The sequence below is a fragment of the Acidisoma sp. genome, from assembly GCF_965199065.1.
Classification (GTDB): domain Bacteria; phylum Pseudomonadota; class Alphaproteobacteria; order Acetobacterales; family Acetobacteraceae; genus Acidisoma.
This window is the reverse complement of the sequence record NZ_CBDAQN010000003.1, coordinates 1,876,235-1,895,196: the sequence shown is the minus strand read 5'-3', so window position 1 is coordinate 1,895,196 and position 18,962 is coordinate 1,876,235. Positions and strand designations below refer to the sequence as shown.

17 protein-coding genes are annotated in these 18,962 nt (G+C 61.4%); 1 reads left to right on the top strand and 16 read right to left on the bottom strand.

What is annotated here, in order from left to right; all coding sequences use genetic code 11:
• Nucleotides 1-1,503: 1,503 nt before the first annotated feature.
• From ACOEQ1_RS16960 to ACOEQ1_RS16895, 14 genes are all read right to left on the bottom strand, one after another.
• Complete coding sequence (locus ACOEQ1_RS16960) at nucleotides 1,504-3,282, bottom strand: glycoside hydrolase family 15 protein (protein WP_419760404.1); 1,779 nt, start codon at nucleotides 3,280-3,282, stop codon at nucleotides 1,504-1,506.
• A 52-nt stretch (nucleotides 3,283-3,334) separates the two neighbouring features.
• Nucleotides 3,335-3,646, bottom strand: a complete 312-nt coding sequence (locus tag ACOEQ1_RS16955; protein WP_419760403.1) for a cytochrome o ubiquinol oxidase subunit IV — start codon at nucleotides 3,644-3,646, stop codon at nucleotides 3,335-3,337.
• The gene (locus ACOEQ1_RS16950) at nucleotides 3,643-4,278 is read right to left on the bottom strand and encodes a cytochrome c oxidase subunit 3 (protein ID WP_419760402.1); all 636 of its coding nucleotides are present in this window, start codon (nucleotides 4,276-4,278) and stop codon (nucleotides 3,643-3,645) included. Before ACOEQ1_RS16950 ends, ACOEQ1_RS16955 begins: the two co-directional genes overlap by 4 nt.
• Nucleotides 4,262-6,343 carry a cbb3-type cytochrome c oxidase subunit I gene (locus ACOEQ1_RS16945; RefSeq protein WP_419760401.1) on the bottom strand — a complete coding sequence of 694 codons (2,082 nt, stop codon included), beginning with the start codon at nucleotides 6,341-6,343 and terminating at the stop codon, nucleotides 4,262-4,264. The genes ACOEQ1_RS16950 and ACOEQ1_RS16945 overlap by 17 nt, the downstream gene beginning before the upstream one ends.
• A gap of 3 nt (nucleotides 6,344-6,346) precedes the next feature.
• Nucleotides 6,347-7,285 carry a cytochrome ubiquinol oxidase subunit II gene (locus ACOEQ1_RS16940; RefSeq protein WP_419760400.1) on the bottom strand — a complete coding sequence of 313 codons (939 nt, stop codon included), beginning with the start codon at nucleotides 7,283-7,285 and terminating at the stop codon, nucleotides 6,347-6,349.
• Nucleotides 7,286-7,874: 589 nt separating this feature from the next.
• Complete coding sequence (locus ACOEQ1_RS16935; protein WP_419760399.1) at nucleotides 7,875-8,042, bottom strand: SDR family NAD(P)-dependent oxidoreductase; 168 nt, start codon at nucleotides 8,040-8,042, stop codon at nucleotides 7,875-7,877.
• Nucleotides 8,043-8,628: 586 nt separating this feature from the next.
• The gene (locus ACOEQ1_RS16930) at nucleotides 8,629-8,913 is read right to left on the bottom strand and encodes a transposase (protein ID WP_419760728.1); all 285 of its coding nucleotides are present in this window, start codon (nucleotides 8,911-8,913) and stop codon (nucleotides 8,629-8,631) included.
• Between the two features lie 324 nt (nucleotides 8,914-9,237).
• Complete coding sequence (locus tag ACOEQ1_RS16925) at nucleotides 9,238-9,723, bottom strand: SDR family NAD(P)-dependent oxidoreductase (protein WP_419760398.1); 486 nt, start codon at nucleotides 9,721-9,723, stop codon at nucleotides 9,238-9,240.
• A 28-nt stretch (nucleotides 9,724-9,751) separates the two neighbouring features.
• Nucleotides 9,752-10,771 carry a hypothetical protein gene (locus ACOEQ1_RS16920; protein WP_419760397.1) on the bottom strand — a complete coding sequence of 340 codons (1,020 nt, stop codon included), beginning with the start codon at nucleotides 10,769-10,771 and terminating at the stop codon, nucleotides 9,752-9,754.
• 33 nt (nucleotides 10,772-10,804) lie between these two features.
• On the bottom strand, nucleotides 10,805-11,578 hold the full coding sequence (locus ACOEQ1_RS16915; RefSeq protein ID WP_419760396.1) for an SDR family NAD(P)-dependent oxidoreductase: 774 nt from the start codon (nucleotides 11,576-11,578) through the stop codon (nucleotides 10,805-10,807).
• 17 nt (nucleotides 11,579-11,595) lie between these two features.
• Nucleotides 11,596-12,429, bottom strand: a complete 834-nt coding sequence (locus ACOEQ1_RS16910; RefSeq protein ID WP_419760395.1) for a carbohydrate ABC transporter permease — start codon at nucleotides 12,427-12,429, stop codon at nucleotides 11,596-11,598.
• Nucleotides 12,426-13,406 (bottom strand): carbohydrate ABC transporter permease, encoded by a 981-nt coding sequence (locus tag ACOEQ1_RS16905; RefSeq protein ID WP_419760394.1) that lies wholly within the window; start codon nucleotides 13,404-13,406, stop codon nucleotides 12,426-12,428. Before ACOEQ1_RS16905 ends, ACOEQ1_RS16910 begins: the two co-directional genes overlap by 4 nt.
• 2 nt (nucleotides 13,407-13,408) lie before the next feature.
• The gene (locus ACOEQ1_RS16900; RefSeq protein WP_419760393.1) at nucleotides 13,409-14,728 is read right to left on the bottom strand and encodes an ABC transporter substrate-binding protein; all 1,320 of its coding nucleotides are present in this window, start codon (nucleotides 14,726-14,728) and stop codon (nucleotides 13,409-13,411) included.
• Nucleotides 14,729-14,745: 17 nt separating this feature from the next.
• Nucleotides 14,746-16,059 (bottom strand): ADP-dependent glucokinase/phosphofructokinase, encoded by a 1,314-nt coding sequence (locus tag ACOEQ1_RS16895; RefSeq protein ID WP_419760392.1) that lies wholly within the window; start codon nucleotides 16,057-16,059, stop codon nucleotides 14,746-14,748.
• A gap of 269 nt (nucleotides 16,060-16,328) precedes the next feature.
• On the opposite strand from ACOEQ1_RS16895, the gene ACOEQ1_RS16890 reads away from it, so the two are divergent.
• A complete protein-coding gene (locus ACOEQ1_RS16890) occupies nucleotides 16,329-17,120 on the top strand; it encodes a DeoR/GlpR family DNA-binding transcription regulator (RefSeq protein ID WP_419760391.1) in 792 nt (263 codons plus the stop codon).
• A 50-nt stretch (nucleotides 17,121-17,170) separates the two neighbouring features.
• Here the strand turns inward: ACOEQ1_RS16890 and ACOEQ1_RS16885 are convergent, their stop codons facing one another.
• Together ACOEQ1_RS16885 and ACOEQ1_RS16880 are read right to left on the bottom strand one after the other, a co-directional pair.
• A complete protein-coding gene (locus tag ACOEQ1_RS16885) occupies nucleotides 17,171-18,484 on the bottom strand; it encodes an ABC transporter substrate-binding protein (RefSeq protein ID WP_419760390.1) in 1,314 nt (437 codons plus the stop codon).
• Between the two features lie 67 nt (nucleotides 18,485-18,551).
• Nucleotides 18,552-18,956, bottom strand: coding sequence for an alpha/beta hydrolase fold domain-containing protein (locus tag ACOEQ1_RS16880; RefSeq protein ID WP_419760389.1), 405 nt, complete (start codon nucleotides 18,954-18,956; stop codon nucleotides 18,552-18,554).
• Nucleotides 18,957-18,962: the final 6 nt, after the last annotated feature.

Sequence of the window (18,962 nt, the reverse complement as noted above, 5' to 3'; positions counted from 1 at the left end):
GCTTTCCGCGACCAGCCCGGCAGAATCGGTGCCCATCGTCGCGATTTGCGTGGCGATGTCGGCAGACCCGACATTGACTGTGGCGGCGCCCGACGACCCACCGGCAGCGCCCTGGCCTCCGACAGACACGAAAATGCTGTTGGCGAGCGCCGAATTGCCGCCCTGGCCGCCGACGCTTTCCGCCAGAAGCCCCACAGCTGTGCCACCGGAGGCGGTGATCGTGGCACCCTCCGCGTCGATGGTCGCGGCGCCACCATCCCCTGGCAGGCCGCCTTGCCCCGAACTGCCTTTCCCAAACCCTCCCTCGGCGGGGCCGCCAGCACCGCCAGCACCGCCAACACTGAGCGCTATGCCGTCCCCAGCCAGAGTGTCGTTCTCGGCGGCGGTTTTGCCCCCGGAAGCGGAGACAGCGGCGGTTGTCGATGAGCCTGAAAGGAACTGCAACGTCACCGCCCCGGCGGAGCCCCCGCTGCCACCTTTCCCGCCGTCAGCGGTGCCGAGCCCCCCTGTGTAGGAGGAAGCGCCGTCACCGCCGCTGGAACCAGCCGACTGAGCGAATATAGCTGTGCCCGCAGCCTTGATCGTGCCAGCAAAGAAACCGTCGACCGCACCTCCAGCACTTCCCAAGGCGCCGGCTGGGCCGGCGTCGCCCGTCAACGCGTAGGACGATGGTTGCGACACGCCGGGTATGCCGCCATCTGCCTGCAGACGAACGGCAACTCCCGCATTGGAGGTCTGGATCGTGGAACCGGCATCCGCCCTAAAGCGAACAGACCCCGCCGCCCCTGCGGCGCCCCCTAGGCCACCTAAGCCTGAATCGGCTGCCTTTCCACCGTCTCCACCCGCCCCACCATCAGCGCGACCCGAGCAATCGCAAACTCCCAAACATGATTAATTGGTTGCGCTTCACCGGCTGGCTCGACTTCAGGTTCTCAGGGTTCAATTTCTGCGAGGCGTGACGGCAACATCATCTCCTTCGGCGTCTTCGACCGTAGTGACTAGGCATCAGTCCGAAACGATGCAGCGATTCATTACGGGTGGGGTCGCTCCTTCGACTGGACGCCATGGCGTGTGGCAATGCAACCAGCCTTGATATTGTCGGCGGATATCGTGCCGAATAAAATGGCGGCAAACTCACACCGTTTGCGCCAGACCCAGATGAAAAGACACGAAGTACAGCTTTATGAAATGTCGCGCGACGCAATTGCCATGCGTAATGGCTAAGACGTAGATGAAGTCCACATGGCGTGCACCACACCGCAATGAAACTCATGGTTCGGCCCGGCGACTGTGTGTCTTGCCGGCGCCGCGCGCGACAGAGCCATCCGCAGATAGCGGCGCTGAGGCCAGTACCGGGTCAGGACCAGCGACTTGAAATTCGCCGGTCGCCAACTGGTTTAGGTAGCGGTTCGCGCTTTATCGCCCGGCATCAACTATCCACACTCAGCCTCGAGCATTCCTGACCGCCTGAAGGGAAGCTTTGCAAGCGGGTCGAGAAGCCGTCTAGCCGCCGCCTCGTTGAAGCACTGGACCCGACAACCCGAGCGCGCTGTTTACAAACGCGAGATGTGACAATGCTTGTGGAAAATTTCCAACGAGCCGCTCCTGGCGCACGTGGTATTCTTCAGAGAGCAGGCCGACATCGTTCGCGAGCCCGATAACGCGGGACAGCAGTGAGTGGGCCTCCACCGTGCGGCCCTGAAGGTTCATGCAGTCGGCGAGCCAGCACGAGCAGGCGATGAAGGCCCCTTCCTCCGTGCCGAAAGCCGAGGCCTTATGGCGCCGGACAAGACCTCCTTCCATAAGATCCGCTTCGACGGTTGCAATCGTACCCTTGATCCGAGGATCATCGATCGGCAGGAACCCGACCAGCGGAAGAAGCAGCAGGCTCGCATCGATTTGCTGCGAATGATACCGGCTCACGAAGGTGTTGCGCCTCTCGTTGAAACCTTTGATGCAGATCTCAGCATGCATCTCCTCGCGCAACGTTTCCAACCGTTCCCGCAATGCATAAGTGCATCTTGTCTTGAAGCTTTCGATCTTCAGGAACCGGTCGACCGCGACCCAAGCCATGACCTTGGAGTAGACATAGTGCTTCGCCGAACCCCGCGCCTCCCACATGCCCTGGTCGGGTTGGCGCCAAGTCTCCGCGACATGAAGAATGAGACGCTTCTCGATCTCGAGGCCCCAATCCTCCCGCTCCAGACCCACCCGGTCCGCAAGGTGCGCCGAGTCCAGAATTTCTCCGAAAACATCGAGTTGCCGCTGGCCAGCGGCTTCATTGCCGACCCGCACCGGCCGCGCTCCGCCCAACCCCGGCAACCAGTCGGCTTTCCACTCCTCCAGCCGCCGCCCTCCATCCACGCGATAGGCGATCCGGATTCGGTCTGGGCTACCGGCGACAGCGCGCAACAGCCAGTGCAACCAGCTCTGAGCCTCTTCCTTAAAACCGGCATTCAGGAAGGCGGTAATTGTGAAAGTCGAGTCCCGCAGCCAGCAGAAGCGGTAGTCCCAGTTCATCCGGCCGCCCGGCTTTTCCGGCAGGCTGGTGGTTGGTGCAGCGATGACGCCACCGGTCGGGAAATAGGTCAGCGCCTTGAGCGTGATCAAGGAGCGCTTCACGAGGTCCGGCCAGTCGGTCGGCCGATCGAACTTACCAATCCACTCGACCCACCATCGCTTTGTCTCGGCAAGCAGGCGCTCGGCTTCAAGCGGCCCCGGAGGAGAGGCTGTGGACGCCCCATGTTGCAAGGTAAACGTCGCGTGCTGGCCGGCGCGCAGTTCGAAACGGGCGCTGACGGCCTCATCGGAATGCTCAAGCTGCACGCTGCTGCGGACGACGACGAGGTCGGGGCCCACCTTGCCGGTGATGGCTCCCTGCTTCTCGCTGAACCACGGAGCGATGCTGCCGTAATCGAACCGCAACTTGAGTTGCGACTGCATGGCGACCACGCCGTCCAGTCCCGTCACGATCCGGATGACGCTGGAGCCTTCGCCGCCGCTGCGGATTGGCATGAAGTCGGTCAGGCGAACCCGCCCGGTGGCGGTCGTAAACTCAGTCTCGAGGACCAGTGTATCTCCGCTGTAGGTCCGCGACGATGTTGCCCTGGGATCCTCGGGGGCGAGTAACCAGCGGCCGTTGGCTTCAGTGCCGAGCAAGGCGGCGAAGCAGGCGTCACTGTCAAAGCGGGGCAAGCAGAGCCAGTCGATCGAGCCGTCGCGGCCCACCAGCGCAGCTGTCTGGCCGTCGCCAATCATCGCGTAGTCGTCGATTTTCTTCACGTCATGATCTCCGGGACAATGGCGGTATGGCGCTGCCGTGGCTCCCGGTTGCCTACATCATGCGGTTCATCAGATTTCCAAGGATGACGAGCGTACCGCCGACCATGAGGAGAATGATGACAGCCGAGAAAAGAATCAGCTGCAGATCGGCACGCGCTGAACGCTTCAGCGAGATGTGCAGGAAGCATCTCATGTGGACGATGATCTGGATGAGCGCGAGCCCCAGGATCACCCCGAAGGTCGCCTGCGGTGAGAGCAGGCGGTAGAATACGCAGGCGAAGGCCGCGCCTGTCAGCAGGATGGCGAGCAGATAGCCGATGCCATAGGTGATGAAATCGCGGCGCAGTCCACGGGAGATGCTCACCGGATCAGACCCTGCAAGTAGACGACCGAAAAGATCACGACCCAGACGACGTCGAGAAAGTGCCAGAACAAGCCGAGCCGGATGAGGTTGATCTTGGTGCGCTGATCCGGCCCGAAGATGACAAGCTGCAGGCCCATCAGGATAATCCAGGTGAGCCCGCAGAAGACGTGGAAGCCATGCATCCCCACCAGCACGAAGAAGGAGGAGAAGTATCCGCTGCGTTCTGGCGTTGCGCCATCATGGAACATGGTGACGAAGTCATGGGTCTCCATCTTGAGGAAGCCGGCGCCGAGGCAGAAGGTCAGTGCCAGAAAGACGAGGGGCCACAGCCGCCCGCGCGAATACTTCATCGACAGCGAGACCATGCCGTAGCTGAAGCTGCTGGTGAGCAGCAACGCCGTTTCCCAGAAGGCAGAGTGGAACTTGAACTCCTCTGCAGCGTCTGGCCCGCCGGCTGTGGCATAGCGCATGGTGCCGTAGATGGCGAAGAGCAGTGCGAAAACGACTGCGTCGCTCATCAGGAAGACCCAGAAGCCGAAGACGTCGCTCTCCACGTGCTCGCGAAGCTCACCCGTATCTGCGGCGAGATTCAGTCCGGCATGCCGGAGTTCGGGCTCAATCGTTCCGGACATCGGCCAGTCCTTCATTTGCCGGGCTTAACTCCAGCTGTCGCGGGATGGGCACGGCCGCGCCAACCCTCTCGAGCCAGCGCCGGTCCTGTGCTGCGACCTCCGCCGCGGGGATGATGCGATCCACGTCGCGCATAAAACTGCGGACGATGACCGTGCCGATCGCGACGGTGAAGCCGAGGATTGTCAGCCACCAGATGTGCCACACGAGTGCGAAGAAGCAGGCGCTCATGCTGAGCCCAACCAGCAAGCCGCACATACTGTTCTTGGGGAGTGTGATGTCTTCATAGCGGTTCGACGGCTTGTAGGCGGCCTGACTCTTCTTCAGCGCATAGAAGGCGTCCCGACCGTGGACTTCCGGAATCACGGCAAAATTGTATTCCGGCGGCGGCGCGGACATCGACCACTCAAGCCCGCGCGCGTCCCATGGATCGCCGACAGGCACTTGCATTGTATGTCGCTGTCTGATGCTGACATAAAGCTGGATGAAGAGGCTGGCGAGTCCCGACAGGAGCAGCGCCGCGCCCAGCAGCGCCGCGATCAGCCAGGGACGAAAGGCAGGATCGAACAACTCCTGCGTTCGCCGCGCGACACCAGCAGCGCCAAGGACATAGAGCGGCATGAAGGCAAGATAGAACCCAGGAGCCCAGCAGAGGAAGGCAATGCGACCCCACGTCTCTGACAGGCGGAACCCGAATGCCTTCGGGAACCAGTAGTAGTAGCCGGCGATCACGCCATAGAGCATTCCGGGAATGAGCATGTTGTGGAAGTGCGCGACCAGGAAGAGCGTGTTGTGCATCATGTAGTCGAGCGGCGGGGTCGCGAGGATGATGCCCGTCATGCCGCCGATCACGAACGTGACCATGAAGGCGAGCGAGAAGAGCATTGCGGTGGTGAACCGTACCTCCCCCCAGAACATCGTCCAGATCCAGTCATAGATCTTCACACCCGTGGGGATGGCGATCGCCATCGTCATGATGCCGAAGAAAGAGTTGATTCCGGCGCTTTGGCCCATCGTGAAAAAGTGGTGCAGCCACACCGTGAAGGAGAGTATCGCAATTGCCATGGTCGCGATCACCAGCGACGTGTAGCCATACAGCTCCTTGGATGAATAGGCAGCCACAACCTCCGAGTAGACGCCAAAAGGCGGCAGAATGAGGATGTAGACCTCTGGGTGACCGAACAGCCAGAACAGATTGACAAAGTTCATCATGTCTCCACCGAGCGTATTGGTGAAGAAATGCATATCCAGATAACGGTCGGCCGCGAGCATAAGGGTGGCCACGGTCAGAGGCGGGATCGCGAAGATCATCAGAATGGCGGTGCACAGTGACGTCCAGGTAAACAGCGGCATGCGCATCCACCCCATGCCCGGAGCCCGAAATTTATAGATCGTCACGGCGAAGTTTATCCCGCTCATCAACGCGCCCAGAGAGCTCAGCGAAACGGACCAAATCCAGTAATCCGGGCCTACGCCGTCATTGAATGCAAGCTCGGTATAAGGCGGGTAGCCGCTCCATCCGCCGGTGGAAAACTGTCCTAGAACGAGCGACGCCATCATCATGACGCCGCCCCCTACACTCAGCCAAAGGCTGATCGAATTCATGTAGGGGAAAGCCACGTCGCGAGAGCCGATCTGCAGCGGCATGGCGAAGTTGATGAGGCCCGTGAGCAATGGCATGCCCACAAAGAACACCATTATAGTCCCATGCGTAGAGAAAAGCTGGGCAAAGTGATCGGGCGCCACAAGGCCGGGATTGTTAATGGCCACGGCCTGCTGTGTGCGCATCAGAAACGCTTCGATAAGTGCGCGCGCCAGCATCACCCCAGCGAAAACCATATACATTATCCCGATCTTCTTGTGATCGAGGCTGGTGAACCAAACCGTCCAGAGATAACGCCATTTCCCGAGCAGCGTGATCAACCCGAACAGGGACAGCGCCCCGAGGACTGCGATCCCTCCCGCGCATCCGCCGATGATCTCGCTGAGCGTCGGGTCACGCCAAGCCCTCACGAAGACGAGGGAGTTCCAAGTAAGGCGACCAAGCGCGAAGTGCCAGAAGGTCATCGACTATCCATGAGGCTGAGCTTCCTGATGCTGACTGACGTAGCCTGGCTCGATCGCGTGTTTCACGATCTTGGTGAAGATGCCTGGGTCGACAGCGCCAAAGGCGATCGGATGGGGGAGAACGGACTGGCGCGAAAGGTCGTGATACGCCTTGTCATCAAACACGGTTCGCGTGTTTTGAACGCTTTTAACCCACCGTGAGAAATCATCCGGTCGTACGCCGAGGACCTGAAATTTCTCATTCTTGAAGCCGTCACCATTGTATTGGACGTTCTCGCCCCAGTAGGTGCCCGCATCCGAAATCAAGACGTTAAGCTGCGTTGTCATTCCGGACATCGCGTAGATCTGTCCGGCCAGCCGCGGCATGAGAAGCGACTGCATGACCGTGCCGCTTGTCAGACTAAAATGGACCGGCGTTCCGACGGGCAAGATCAGCTGGTTGACTGAGGCGATATGCTGATCGGGGTAGATGAACAGCCACTTCCAATCCAATGCGACTGCCTGAATCTGGAGCGGCGCCAGAGACGGCATCACCCGCCGGTAAGGGTCGAGACGCACAGAGTTTCCAACTAAAAAGAAAGCAAGGACGATCACTATGATCGTCGGAGGGATCCAGATCAGCCCCTCCAGGTACCAGGAAAAGGCCCAGTTCGGCCGAAACGCGCTTTTTGTGTTTGAGAGTCGGTAGTGCCACGCGATTAGTGGCGTTAACAACAACACCGGCCCGATCACCAGAAGCATGACGGCGAACACAAAGAAAAACTCGTGCCGTTCAGCAGCAGCAACCGGTCCGCCTGGAGCAAGGAAGCCGCGAGAAAAAACCGCGCAGCCTGGAAGGAGGGGAACGACAGAAATCGTCAGGACGAGCCGACACAGCCGCATCAGGCGAGCATAGTGCTCAAGACTAAGCCGTTTCATTCGAACTTGATCGTCCTCGGCCACGTGCGCGTCAGGATCGGTTGAGCATGACTGGGAGCCGCAGGCGTGGATTGGCTGAAACACGCTTCATTGTCGCGGACCTTACAAAATTCCGTAGGCGGAGACCGGATCACGAGCAGCCAAGCGGACGGTCGTCCTGAAGTCGTGCTCCCGACAAATTCTCACGACGTCGAAGATTATAACCTCTCTCACAGAGGTTTGATGGTTGCATGATAAACCAGGTGACGATCACTCGGAAACCTCCGGCGAAGGTAGTTGCTCTAGCCGGAAGCAAGAGCAGATAGGCGAGTGCGTCAAGGGCAGTGACAAAGACAACGCCGCCGGGGCTCGCCCCCAGCCTCGGCTTCTCCGAAAGCATCGACTTTGCTAGCGGCATTAGTTGAGTTGATCGTCCCGAACGTTTGATGAGACGCCCCTTGCTTGTATCAGAGGCATCCCGCTATGCCTCTCGCCGCAGGACGAAGAGCTGGTAGTATTTTGATTTCGCTTCCGCTGATACATGCAGTCTTACGAGTGCCGCTTGCGGAGCAAGCTGGTGCGAAGGCAAGCTATTGGTTGATTCGTCGTCAGCTGCCTTCGCAGCGGCGGCACTTTAATGGCTTGAAGCCGAGCCGACATTAACGATCGCACCCCGGTTTCGCTGTCGCATGCGCTGCAGAGCGGCCATAGTCCCGTGGACCTGCCCCAGATAAGTGACTTTAGTTCCTCTTTCGAATTCCTCCGGAGTGATTGGGTGAACGGGAGCGAAGATCGTGGCCATCGCGACGTTCACCGCCCTGGCGAGCGAATTCCTGAACGGTCGCGCGCCCAACGCCAGCTCCGGCTCCCGTCACGACGGCAATTCTGGTCATTCAAAGAACTTTCGGTAGTTACTGGAATCACTTCAAGTCTTCCATATTCTGATAGGAGTCGCGGCATTACCTGCCCCTAAACGATACACGCTGGAGCTTCCACGTTAGCCTTGTCGAATTGGTATGCGTTAGCCGTTGCGCAAGCGTTAGATGCTGAGAAGCTGATCTAAGGTGGGGACCGAACTTAACATAGAACCCCCAACGCTAGCGCTCCGGCACCGGCCCGTAATCTGGCTAGCGGAAGCCTGGGCGTGCTGGCGTGTTGCAGCTTGATCACGGAGGGTCGGCGGCGCTGAGACATTTCCGAACAGACTCCCACTCCACTCTTTTCGAGGTAAAGCGGCACCTGGCGCGGCATGTAGATTTATCAGATCTGCGTCTAGGTAAGGCGTTTCGCTTCTCATACGGAAGTCGTTCTATTTAAAATCTTGCTTTTTCAAAAGAGGCTCGTCGTTCAAAGCACTTCTTGAAAGCCTTGCAAGCGCTCCCAGGGACTTAGCTGACGAACAGACTTAGGGATGCGCTGGATGTTTCCGCTCCGCAAGGCCTAACAGACGCACTCCTTTTGTATCTTCCTCTCGCTCTCTCTCGTTCTGGTAGCATGCGCCAGCCACCGCCTCTGCGTGCCATGTAGCGGATCGCCTTCAGCATCTCACGCAAGTCGACGCTGACTTTGCGCCCACGCTTCGGCGGTTTGGGCAGTAGCGGTTCAATGCGCGCCCAATCCTCTTCGGTCAGGTCAGTCGCATACCGCTTGCTCTTGCGGCCAATCCTGGCCATCCGGCCTCGATTCTCTTGAATCAACATGCCAAGCTTGATTCAGACTGCACCGAGCCGCGACAACCAATTCAAACAGTCTCCAAGGTGCCGGCGGGGCCAGTTAGCAATTCCGTTGCGCTTATGGCAGCGGTTGATGAGCTGGAAGCCGGATTGATCAGTCAGCGGACGCGCGCAACCTTGCCCATCGTCGCGGCGCGGGTCTACGTCTTGGCAACACTTCCCCTACTCCCGCTACGGCAGCTTTGGCGGCAGCGACTCTTGGACTATCACGAGTAGGAGCAACGGTTGTCCAGAAAGTGGACGCAGTCAGCGGCTTGCCGCGCCTCAGCTGCGCGAGGAGCAGCTTTGCTTTTTCAGATCCACGACGATCGCACCCCTGCCCCGCCGGAGCATGAGCTGTCCTTCTTCACGGGAGCAGCGAAAGACGCCAGTCATGTTCAGTGCGTGGAGGGTGTCCCAGGTCTGATCCGAAACATCCTCGGCTGGCCCAATTGGCTGCCCATTATGATCTCGTGCCACACCGGCGCAGTTGACGGCAATGTCGAGCACGCCTTCCTTGCCGGCTGCCCATGACACGGCTTCTCTGACTGAGCTATCCGATCGAACGTCAACCTCGACAAATCTGGCGCCGATCCTGGCAGCGGCCGCATGTCCGATGTCTGCGTTTTGATCGCCGAGCACAACGTCGGCACCAAATTTCTTAAGCGCGGCTCCCACCGCAAACCCGATGCCCCTGGAGCCCCCCGTCACGAATGCGCGTTGTCCCGCGACAGAGAAATCGATGGTTGAAAGACTCTCCAAATCCAACATGATGTCCCGTCCTGCCGGAGAGCTTCAGTCAGCGAAGCACCGCTTCGGTGATCTCGAGATCGGCCTCCAGGCTGCGTCGGGACGACAGCCCGGCGGTCTGCAACTCGCCGTGATAAGCGCGCACGGCCTCAGCCGGACCGATCTCCCCATCGGCCACGCGCCGCATCATTGCGATGAGCGCCAGAGGCGCTTCGGCAAGGTTGATCTTGCGCCCGAACAAGGCGAGCCGCGCACCGGATCGTTCAGCCTGAAACAGCAGTTCGAAGGTGTCGCGCGTCGTGCCCGCGCCTCCCCCCAACACACCGATAACCACGGAGGAATCATAGGCCGCCAGCTCTTCCAGCGCCTTGGCGCCGTTGAACGGGATTTTGAGGAACTTCGGCCGGTCCGCTTTGGTTAGACCGGAGAGACACCGCAACAGACAATCGTTCATGAAGCCGGGCATCGTCTCGGGCGTAAGATCCTGGGGCGCGTTCGGATTGAAGACTTCGAGGAAATAGCTAAATCCGACCTTTGCGGCTTCGGCTCGAAACGCCTCGAAAGCCTCCAGCGAGCGGATATCGTCATCCAGGTTGTTGTTGAAGGTGATGGAATAGAGCCCGAGGTCCGTGCCCGTTACGGGCTTGCCAGGTTGCGCCTCAAGGCTGCCGTACATCACGCGGCTCAGCACGGCCGTCCGATAGGGGCGCGACGGGTAGTCAGCATAGGTGGCGCCGCGGATGCCGCCCCAACAGTCCGTCGCATCATTGGCGCGTATCGCAGGCTTCACCGCAGAGTTCCTGTATACGCCTTGTTCGTGCAACAGCTCCATGTTCGACACCGAGGTGAGCATGATGTCCACAATATCCTGCTTCACGACGGCCGCGATTTGATCGAGGTAGTCGCGTCTCGTCTTCCACCCAATGACCTGACCCTTCGCGTCGTAGCGCGGGCCAGCCGTGGTTATGCCGGACCCCATGTCCCCGTCTTTGGCGTCCGCGATTATGAAGTCTCCCCGCCTGTAGTCACCGGACTGAATGCGGGCAAGCTTTTGGTCCAGACGGGTCATCCAGAAAACTCCCAATAGGTGAAAACTCAGCCGCTACCAGATCGTGTAGCCGGCGTCGGCAAGCACGATGGAACCCATGAGGGCACTGGACGCGTCGGCGGCCAGGAACAGAATGACGGAGGCAATCTCCCCCGCCGTCACGGCACGATGGGCCGGCGTGTTCTCAAGCCAGGTGTTCGCGAGCTCTGGCGTACGCAGACCTGCGCCCGACATGGCAGTATCGACATATGTCGGCGCCACCGCGTTCACCCGAACGCCGCGCGCCGCCCATTCGCCGGCAAGCGACCGCGTCATATGATGCACAGCGGCCTTGGCGGCATTGTAGTGGGCCTGGCGTTGCGGACGGTTGGAGATCACGCCCGACATCGAGCCTACCGTCACAATGCTTCCGCGTTCGCGCGTCAGCATGTATCGGCCGAAGGCGCGGCAGCTCCAAAAGCAGCCGTTGAGGTTCACATCGATCATCTTGAGCCAGACAGCGTCTTCCATTTCCTCGGCTCCCGTGTCGGGCCACGCGATGCCGGCATTGGCGACGAGGATATCGACCGCTCCCAGACGCCCGTTCAGATCGTCCGCGGCGGCCGTCACCCCGGCCGCATCCGTCACGTCGAGCACCAGTCCTTCGGCCTCAGCCTGCTGCTTGCGCAACTCAGAAAGTCCGGCCTCCAGAACAGCGGGATCGCGGTCCGAAATGACGACGCGGGCGCCGCATTCGGCAAGCGCCTGGGCGCTTGCGAGGCCGATGCCGCGGCCGCCGCCGGTCACGAACGCAATCTTTCCAGTCAGGTTGTATTTTGCCAGATACATCGTTCAGTCCTCGAAGTTCATTTCACGGCGCCGAAGGTGAGGCCACTCACCAGTTGCCGTTGCGTCGCCAGCCCGACGACCATGATCGGCGCCACCGCCAGCAAGGATGCGGCCGAGAGTTTCGCCCAGAACAGCCCCTCGGGGCTCGAGAAGGTGGCGATGAAGGCAGTCAGCGGTGCCGCATGAGTAGCTGTCAGATTGATGCTCCAGAAAGCCTCGTTCCAGCACAGCACAATGCTGAGCAGGATCGTCGAGGCAATCCCCGGCGCCGTGAGCGGCAGGAGCAGCTTCACGATCTGCGCCCATGTTCCAGCGCCATCGATGCGCCCGGCGTCGATCACGTCGCGGGGAACGTCGCGGAAGAACGAGTAAAGCATCCACAACACGATCGGCAGGTTCATCAGCGCATAGATGCCGATCATGCCCGTGCGGGTATCGAGCAACCCAAGGTCGCGGAACAGCAGATAGATCGGCACCAGCACGCCTACCGAAGGCATCATCTTTGTCGACAGCATCCACATGAGCACGCCGCGTGTACGGCGCGTGGGGAAAAACGCCATGGCATGAGCCGCGGGCAGTGCGAGCAGTAGCGCCGCTAGTGTGGCAAGGCCGGAGATGATGACGCTGTTGGCGACGTAGCGCGGATAGTTGGTTGTACTGAAGACGGTCGCGAAGCTGCTGAGCGTCGGGTGGAAGATCAGCAACGGCGGCGTCGTCACCGCCTGCGCCTCCGTCTTGAAGGCCGTTAGCCCCATCCAGAGGATAGGGAAGAACATGACGAGCCCGACAAACCATCCGACCAGCGTGAACAGCACCTTGCGCTGGCGACGACGCTGCACGGCCGAGGTCATTGGTCGAGGCTCCGGGCGACAGTGCGCACCAGGAAGATCGCGACGATATTTGCAAGCACCACGGCAATCAGGCCGCCCGCCGATGCGCCGCCGACATCGAAATCCAGCAGCGCCGTCTTGTAGATCAGGAAGGGCAGATTGGTCGACTCGTCGCCGGGGCCGCCGCCTGTCGTCACCAGAATTTCGGCGAAGACCGAGAGCAGGAACATCGTCTCGATCAGAATGACGATGGTCACGGGGCGTGCCAGATGCGGCATGATGACGCGACGAAACAGAATGATGGAGCCGGCACCGTCGATCTCCGCGGCCTCCATCTGTTCGCGGTCCAGAGACTGCAAAGCGGTCAGCAGAATGAGTGTGGCGAAGGGGATCCACTGCCAAGCAACGATGATGCCGACGGCCACCAACGGTGCATCGGCAAACCAGTCGAAAGCCGGAAGGCCGAGTTGATGCGCGACCCAGGCGAACAACCCACTGACCGGGTTCATCAGCATATTCTTCCAGATCAGCGCACTCACGGTTGGCATCACGAAGAAAGGCGCGACCACCATCAGCCTCACTACCGGGCGCCCGAACATCGGCTGGTTGATGAGCAACGCGAGCAGCATGCCGAAGACGATGCTCGCCACCAGAACACCCGCGACCAGCGAGACGGTGTTGAGGAGCGCATCGGTCAACGAAGGGTCGGTCAGCAGATAGACGAAGTTGCGGAGCCCGATGAAGCGGCGCCCCTCGTCCATGAGGTTGTAGTGCAGCAGCGAGAACCACACGGTCATCACCACCGGCACGACCATCCAGAGCAGCATGACCACGACGGAGGGGCTGGTACAGAGAAACGGGACTATTCGTTTGGTGCCGATGATGCTTGCACCGGGCACTGTCCGGCGCGCGGCGTGAGGCGGCACTTGCCGCCCCTCGGCCTGACGCACTTCGGCCGGGTGCCCCTCCACATGCGCCGAGGCCATGGGCCGCGCCATCTTCATTCCAGGTAGCCGGCGCGACGCATCATCCGTTCGGTCTGGCTCTGTGCCGCGGCCAGCGCCTGCTTCACGGTCTTCTGCCCGGCGATCGCCGCCGCTATTTCCTGGCCGACCATCGTGCCGATACCCTGAAACTCAGGGATGCCAACATAGGAAATGCCGGTATAGGGCACTGGCTGCACCGACGGATGGTTGAGATCCGCCGAATTGATCGCCGCCAGAACCACGGGCGCAAAGGGCGCCGCCTTCTGGTATTCCGGCGAGGCGTAGGTCGAATACCGCGTGCCGGGCGGCACGCTGGCCCAGCCTTGGTCCTCCGCCACCATCTTGATGTAGCCCTTCGAGGTCGCCCACGTGATGAACTTCTCTGCGGCCAGCTTGTTGGGCGAGGTCGATGGAATGGCGAGCGCCCACGACCATAGGTAGTGCGAGCCTACCGTCGTCGTCGTATAGGGCGGTGCCGCGTAGCCCACCTTGCCGACGACCGTGCTCTCCTGCGGATTGGCGAGGAAGCCAGCCGAGACGGTCGCATCCACCCAAATCGCGCAATGACCGGCGGCAAAAAGTGCAAGCGTCTCGTTGTAGCCGTTGGAGACGGCGCCCGGCGGTCCATCCCGCCGCAGCAGGTCGACGTAGAAGCTCACGCCCTTTTCCCACTGCGGGCTGGTAAGTTGCGGTTGCCAGTTCATACCGAACCAGCGGCCGCCCATACCGTTCACCACGGGTCCTATCTGCCCCATGTTCTCGCCCCAGCCGGCCTTTCCGCGCAGGCAAATGCCGTAAATGCCGTTCTTGGGATCGTTCAGCTTGTCCGCGATGGTCGCAATCTGCGGCCAGGTCGGATTGCTCGGGATCGTAACCCCGGCTTTCGCCGCCAAATCCGTGCGGTAGAGCGTCATCTGACTCTCGGCATAGAAGGGCAGCGCGTAGACTTGGCCCCTCTGGGAGAGCGCCGCCCGGACCGGCTTCAGCACGTCATCGATATCGTAGGAGGCCGGGATGTCCGTAATAGGATCTAGCCAGCCGCGCTTCGCCCAGATCGGCACTTCATAAACGCCGACCGTCACGATATCCATGCCGCCGGCATGCGTCGCGATATCGGTGGTGATCCGCTGGCGCAGGATGTTCTCCTCCAGCGTGACCCAGTTCAGCTTGATGTCTGGATTGGCGGCCTCGAACTTTGGAGAGAGACGCTGCATCTCGATCATGTCGGGGTTGTTCACCGTCGCAATCGTCAGCGTCGTCGCGGCTTGCGCCGCAAGTGGCAGCGTTGGCACGGCAAGGGCGAGTCCGAAGGCCAGCAGCTGTTGTCTCAGCATGGATCGTTTCCCTTCTTTTATGGTGTGGGCTCTTGATGACGCGTCTGACTTCGAAAGCCGGCCGGAGGAGCCCCCACTCCGGTAGCAGGTGCTCCGGTTCCGCGGGTGCTAGCCTGCGGCAGCTTCTCCTGCCCCAGGACCAGGAGGCAGCCCGCCATGAAGGTGTCGCCCAGGCCGAGCGTCGTGCGCGGACGCTCCAGATAAGGACTGGGACAGGAGACGACATGCCAGCCGCCCAGCGTCTCGTCCGGCGGCGGTTTGTCGAAACGCGCCGCCGCCGGGAGCGCCTGCGGCACGGTCATCGCGCCGCTCGCCGCGCGCGCGCTCGCCAGCAGGCAACCCATCATCAGCGCCTCACGCTCCTGCACGGGATCGCGCCGGGTCGCGCTTATCGCCCAGTCGTCCGCATGGACGCAGACGCGATCGACGCCTAGCCGCTCACCCAGCCGCCGCATGCCGTCGCCGAGGCGTACGGTGTCGGGATCAATCGCCCGAAACTCGGAAAGGCTCATGCCGATGGAGGTCACAACACCGGAAAGCCGCTCGAGTGTCGTATCGCGGCAACGGACGGTATCGAAGCCCGCCATCTCCAGATGGATCATGCCGATCCCTGCGGCGGTCCAACTCTGCGCAATTCCGCACGCATAGCCCAGGCCTGCCTCCAGCGCGGGACCGGTCCCGAGCGCGTTGAAGCCAGAGACGATGCCGGCGCCGAGCCCCGGATGGGCCCCGATCAGGCGCGGGCTCAGCCGCTCGAATGCCGCATCCCGTTCCAGGGCCAGATCATGGAAGCGCACTATGATGCGGGATGAGCGGGGCGGCGTTATACCGGCGAAGTTTTGGCCAGCTGTGTACTCGAAGACATAGACGCGCAGGCGGTCGTCGCCTTCCGACAGGACGTCGGCCGCGCGCTGCGACCTGTCGTCCTTAGCCAACTGCATATCCGGGTCGAGAAGGCTGAGTTGCTCCGGCCCTCGATGCTCGAGCGCCAGAAGGGCCGGCGCGCCAAGCATCGTCAACACGCGTGCCGCATGGGCCGACGTACCGCCAAGCGCGACACGCACGGGAAGATTGGCATCGATCCATCGTGGTCCGTCGGCCCAGTCAACGCGGATTTCGCCGCCAATGCCAGCCTCCGCCCGCCGGCGCAGTTCCGAGCCAAGCGCCTGTGCCTGCGCCGGACCCGTGAAAAGCTGCGCCTCGCAGGCAGCGAGGTGGGTGAAGGCGTCGACGCAAACCGACAGGCCGCAGACGGTCCAATGCGCCCGCTCGGCATAGAGGCCAACCCGGCCGAGCAGGTCTGCATATGTTTGGTGCCACGTCGCCTGCACGCGTCGTTCCTCGGCCGCTAGAACGGCTCTATCTTGGGGCTCTTCTCCAAGCATGATGTCTCGCTCGATACTGCGCAGTCAATCATAAAACTGCAAAAAACGGCACCTTGTTGCTCAGGCTTGCGGCAATGCATGCATAGCTCTAGCCGCCGCCGTCACGGCAAGCTACGAGGCGGCTATGTGTGTTCATCTCTTAACTGCCCCCGGCCGGGCGCCGCCTGCCTCGACGCGCCCCGGACTGGCAAAGTATTGCGTTAGGATAATCATCAGTGACCGCTGACAGCGAAGAGCTTGTTCTGCCAGGTTCGCGTCAGCGCCGGCTTGCCGATTACATGCGCGTCAAGGGACACGTGACAGTCGTTGAGTTGACTACGATGTTCGGGGTCTCTCGTGACACGATCAGGCGCGATCTCCAGCTTTTGGAGCGGCATGGGCTGCTCACACGGACACATGGCGGTGCCCTCGCCGGCGAGGGGCTGGTTGCGCGTGAAACGCGTTTCCAAGCGCGCATGGCCGCCCAAGCACCGGCGAAGCGACGCATAGGACGTGCGGCGGCTGGCCTCATCCGCGAGGGGGAAACGCTCATTCTGAATGGCGGTTCCACCACCTGCTGTTTTGCGGCCGAGCTTGGCAAGCTGCGAGACCTCACAATCGTCACCAACAACCTCATGCTGCCGCAGATGGTGGCGTCCAATGCGGCGCGGTCCGTCTACGTCCTAGGCGGCGCTTATTGGGAAAGCGCGCAGATCACGATAGGCACGGTGAAGATTGCCGGCTCCGCACGCATCAGCGTCGACACGGCTGTTATTGGTGTGACCGGCATCGACGCCACAGGTCTTTCCATCAGTCGCCTCGAGGAAAGCCAGGAGACTGTCGAGATGATGGAGGCGGCGCGCCGCGTCATCGTCGTGGCCGACAGCTCCAAATTTGGCGTGAACGCGTTCGCTCATGTCGCGGGCTTCAATCGTATCCAGTATCTGGTATCGGACGCTACGCCGCCCTCGGACATCGCCGACGCGCTTGCGCAGGCCGGCGTCGAGGTCATCGTCGGTCCCGTGTGATCCGGACATCTCGTTGTCCTATACCAAGGACAACGAGATAACGCACCCGATCAGCTGCTGACGATCGTCGCGATCCGGTCTTTCGCCCGGTTCAGCTCCGTCTGCACATCGCCGCTCACCAAGGCGCGAGAGACGGCGGATTGCAGCACGAGTGTCACCTGCGGATAGTTCGGTGTGACCGGCCGCGGCGTTGCACCGACAAATACGTCCTTCAGAGTGTGCATGAAGGGCTGCTGCTGGATCAGTTGCGCCTCCTCGAAGACGGCCGGACGCGTCGGTGCCAGGCCCAGCCCGGTGGCGAAATGGAGCTGCGTCGCAGGCGAGGACATCCAGGTGATGAAGTCGATCGCGGCGTCCCGGTTCTGCGTATGGGCGTTGACGCCATACTGGTAGCCGCCCAGGCAGGCGGCACTTTTGCCGCCCGGAAAATGCGGCAGCGGCGCCACGCCCACCTTTCCGGCGACAGAGGATTCCGTCTTGTCCTGCGCGATCTTATATACATAGGACCAGTTGCGCAGGAACACGCTTTCACCCGAGGTGAAGGGGCCACGTGATGGCTCCTCGTCCCAGCTCAAAACATCCTGCGGGCTGATCTTGCTCTTGTTGATCGTGTCGTACATGAACTGGACGCCTTCGACCGCGGGCGGCTCGGCGATGAGCACCGTGCGGCCGTCGGGCGCCAGGATGCCGCCGCCCGCCGAGGCGATGACTTCCACCAAGTTGCAGACCAGCACCTCGGCCTGCTTTCCTTGCCAGAGGTAGCCGAATTTGGCGCCTCCGGACGCCTGGATCTTTTGGGCGGTCGCGGTCAGATCGGCCCAGGTCGTCGGCACCTGTGCACCGGCCTGCTGAAGAAGATCCGTGCGGTAGTAAAGCATGCCGGAATCGACGTGCCACGGCAGCGCCGTCAGCTTGCCCCGGAAGGTGCAGGCTTGGATCAGGCCCGGAAAATATGCGGCACGGACGCCCGGCCCGAAATACTGGTCGAGCGGAAGCGCCCAACCTGCGCTCGCAAACTCCGCAATCCAGATCACATCTTGTGTAAAGACATCGGGCGTGCCGTTGCGCCGGGCGAGCTGCTGCACCAGCGCCTGATGCACCTCCGTCGATGAGGATGGCGGCGGCAGCTGCACGAAGGTCACCTGCACCTTGCTCTGCGACTGGTTGTACGTGTCAACAACCTGGGCAATGGTCTCACGGCCGTAGAAATTGGCGCTGGCGAAGGTGATCTGGGCGCGATCCGCGGCCCTTGCGCGGCGGGGCGCGAGCGGTAACAGGGTCGAGCCCAAGGCGATGCCTGTTGCGGTCAAGGCCTGGCGGCGGCTGAGGCCACCTGTCCCCACCGGCTTTTCGGATGCGGTCATGGCGTAGTCTCCCTTCAACAATTTTGTTTTTGTGTTTTGCGGCACGTCGCTCAGGCTCGTTGCTTGCTCATCGGCCTCCCGTTCTCATCTCACTTGCGCGCCATGCGTCCACGGCGCGCCCGACGCATCGCCGTACTTCGGCAATGAAGCCGTACATGCTGACGAAGCCGTGGATCTGCCCGGGATTCTCGTCGAGATGCACCGGCACCTGCGCTTCTTTGAGACGAGTTATGCATTCCCGCGCCTCGTCATGCAGTACGTCATGCTCGGCGGTTGCCACAAAGGCGGGCGCCAGATCCGCTGGAATGAGCGCGCGCAGCGGTGAGACCCGCCGATCCGTGGCGTCTCCCGTCAGCCGTGCAGCGTTCTCCACAAACGTCCGCTTTGCCTCCGCCAGGGACAAAGTATCGATCGCAGGAAGGCCGGCAGCGGCCATTGCGTCGAGGACGGCTTTTGCATTGGAGGCGAGCATGAGCAG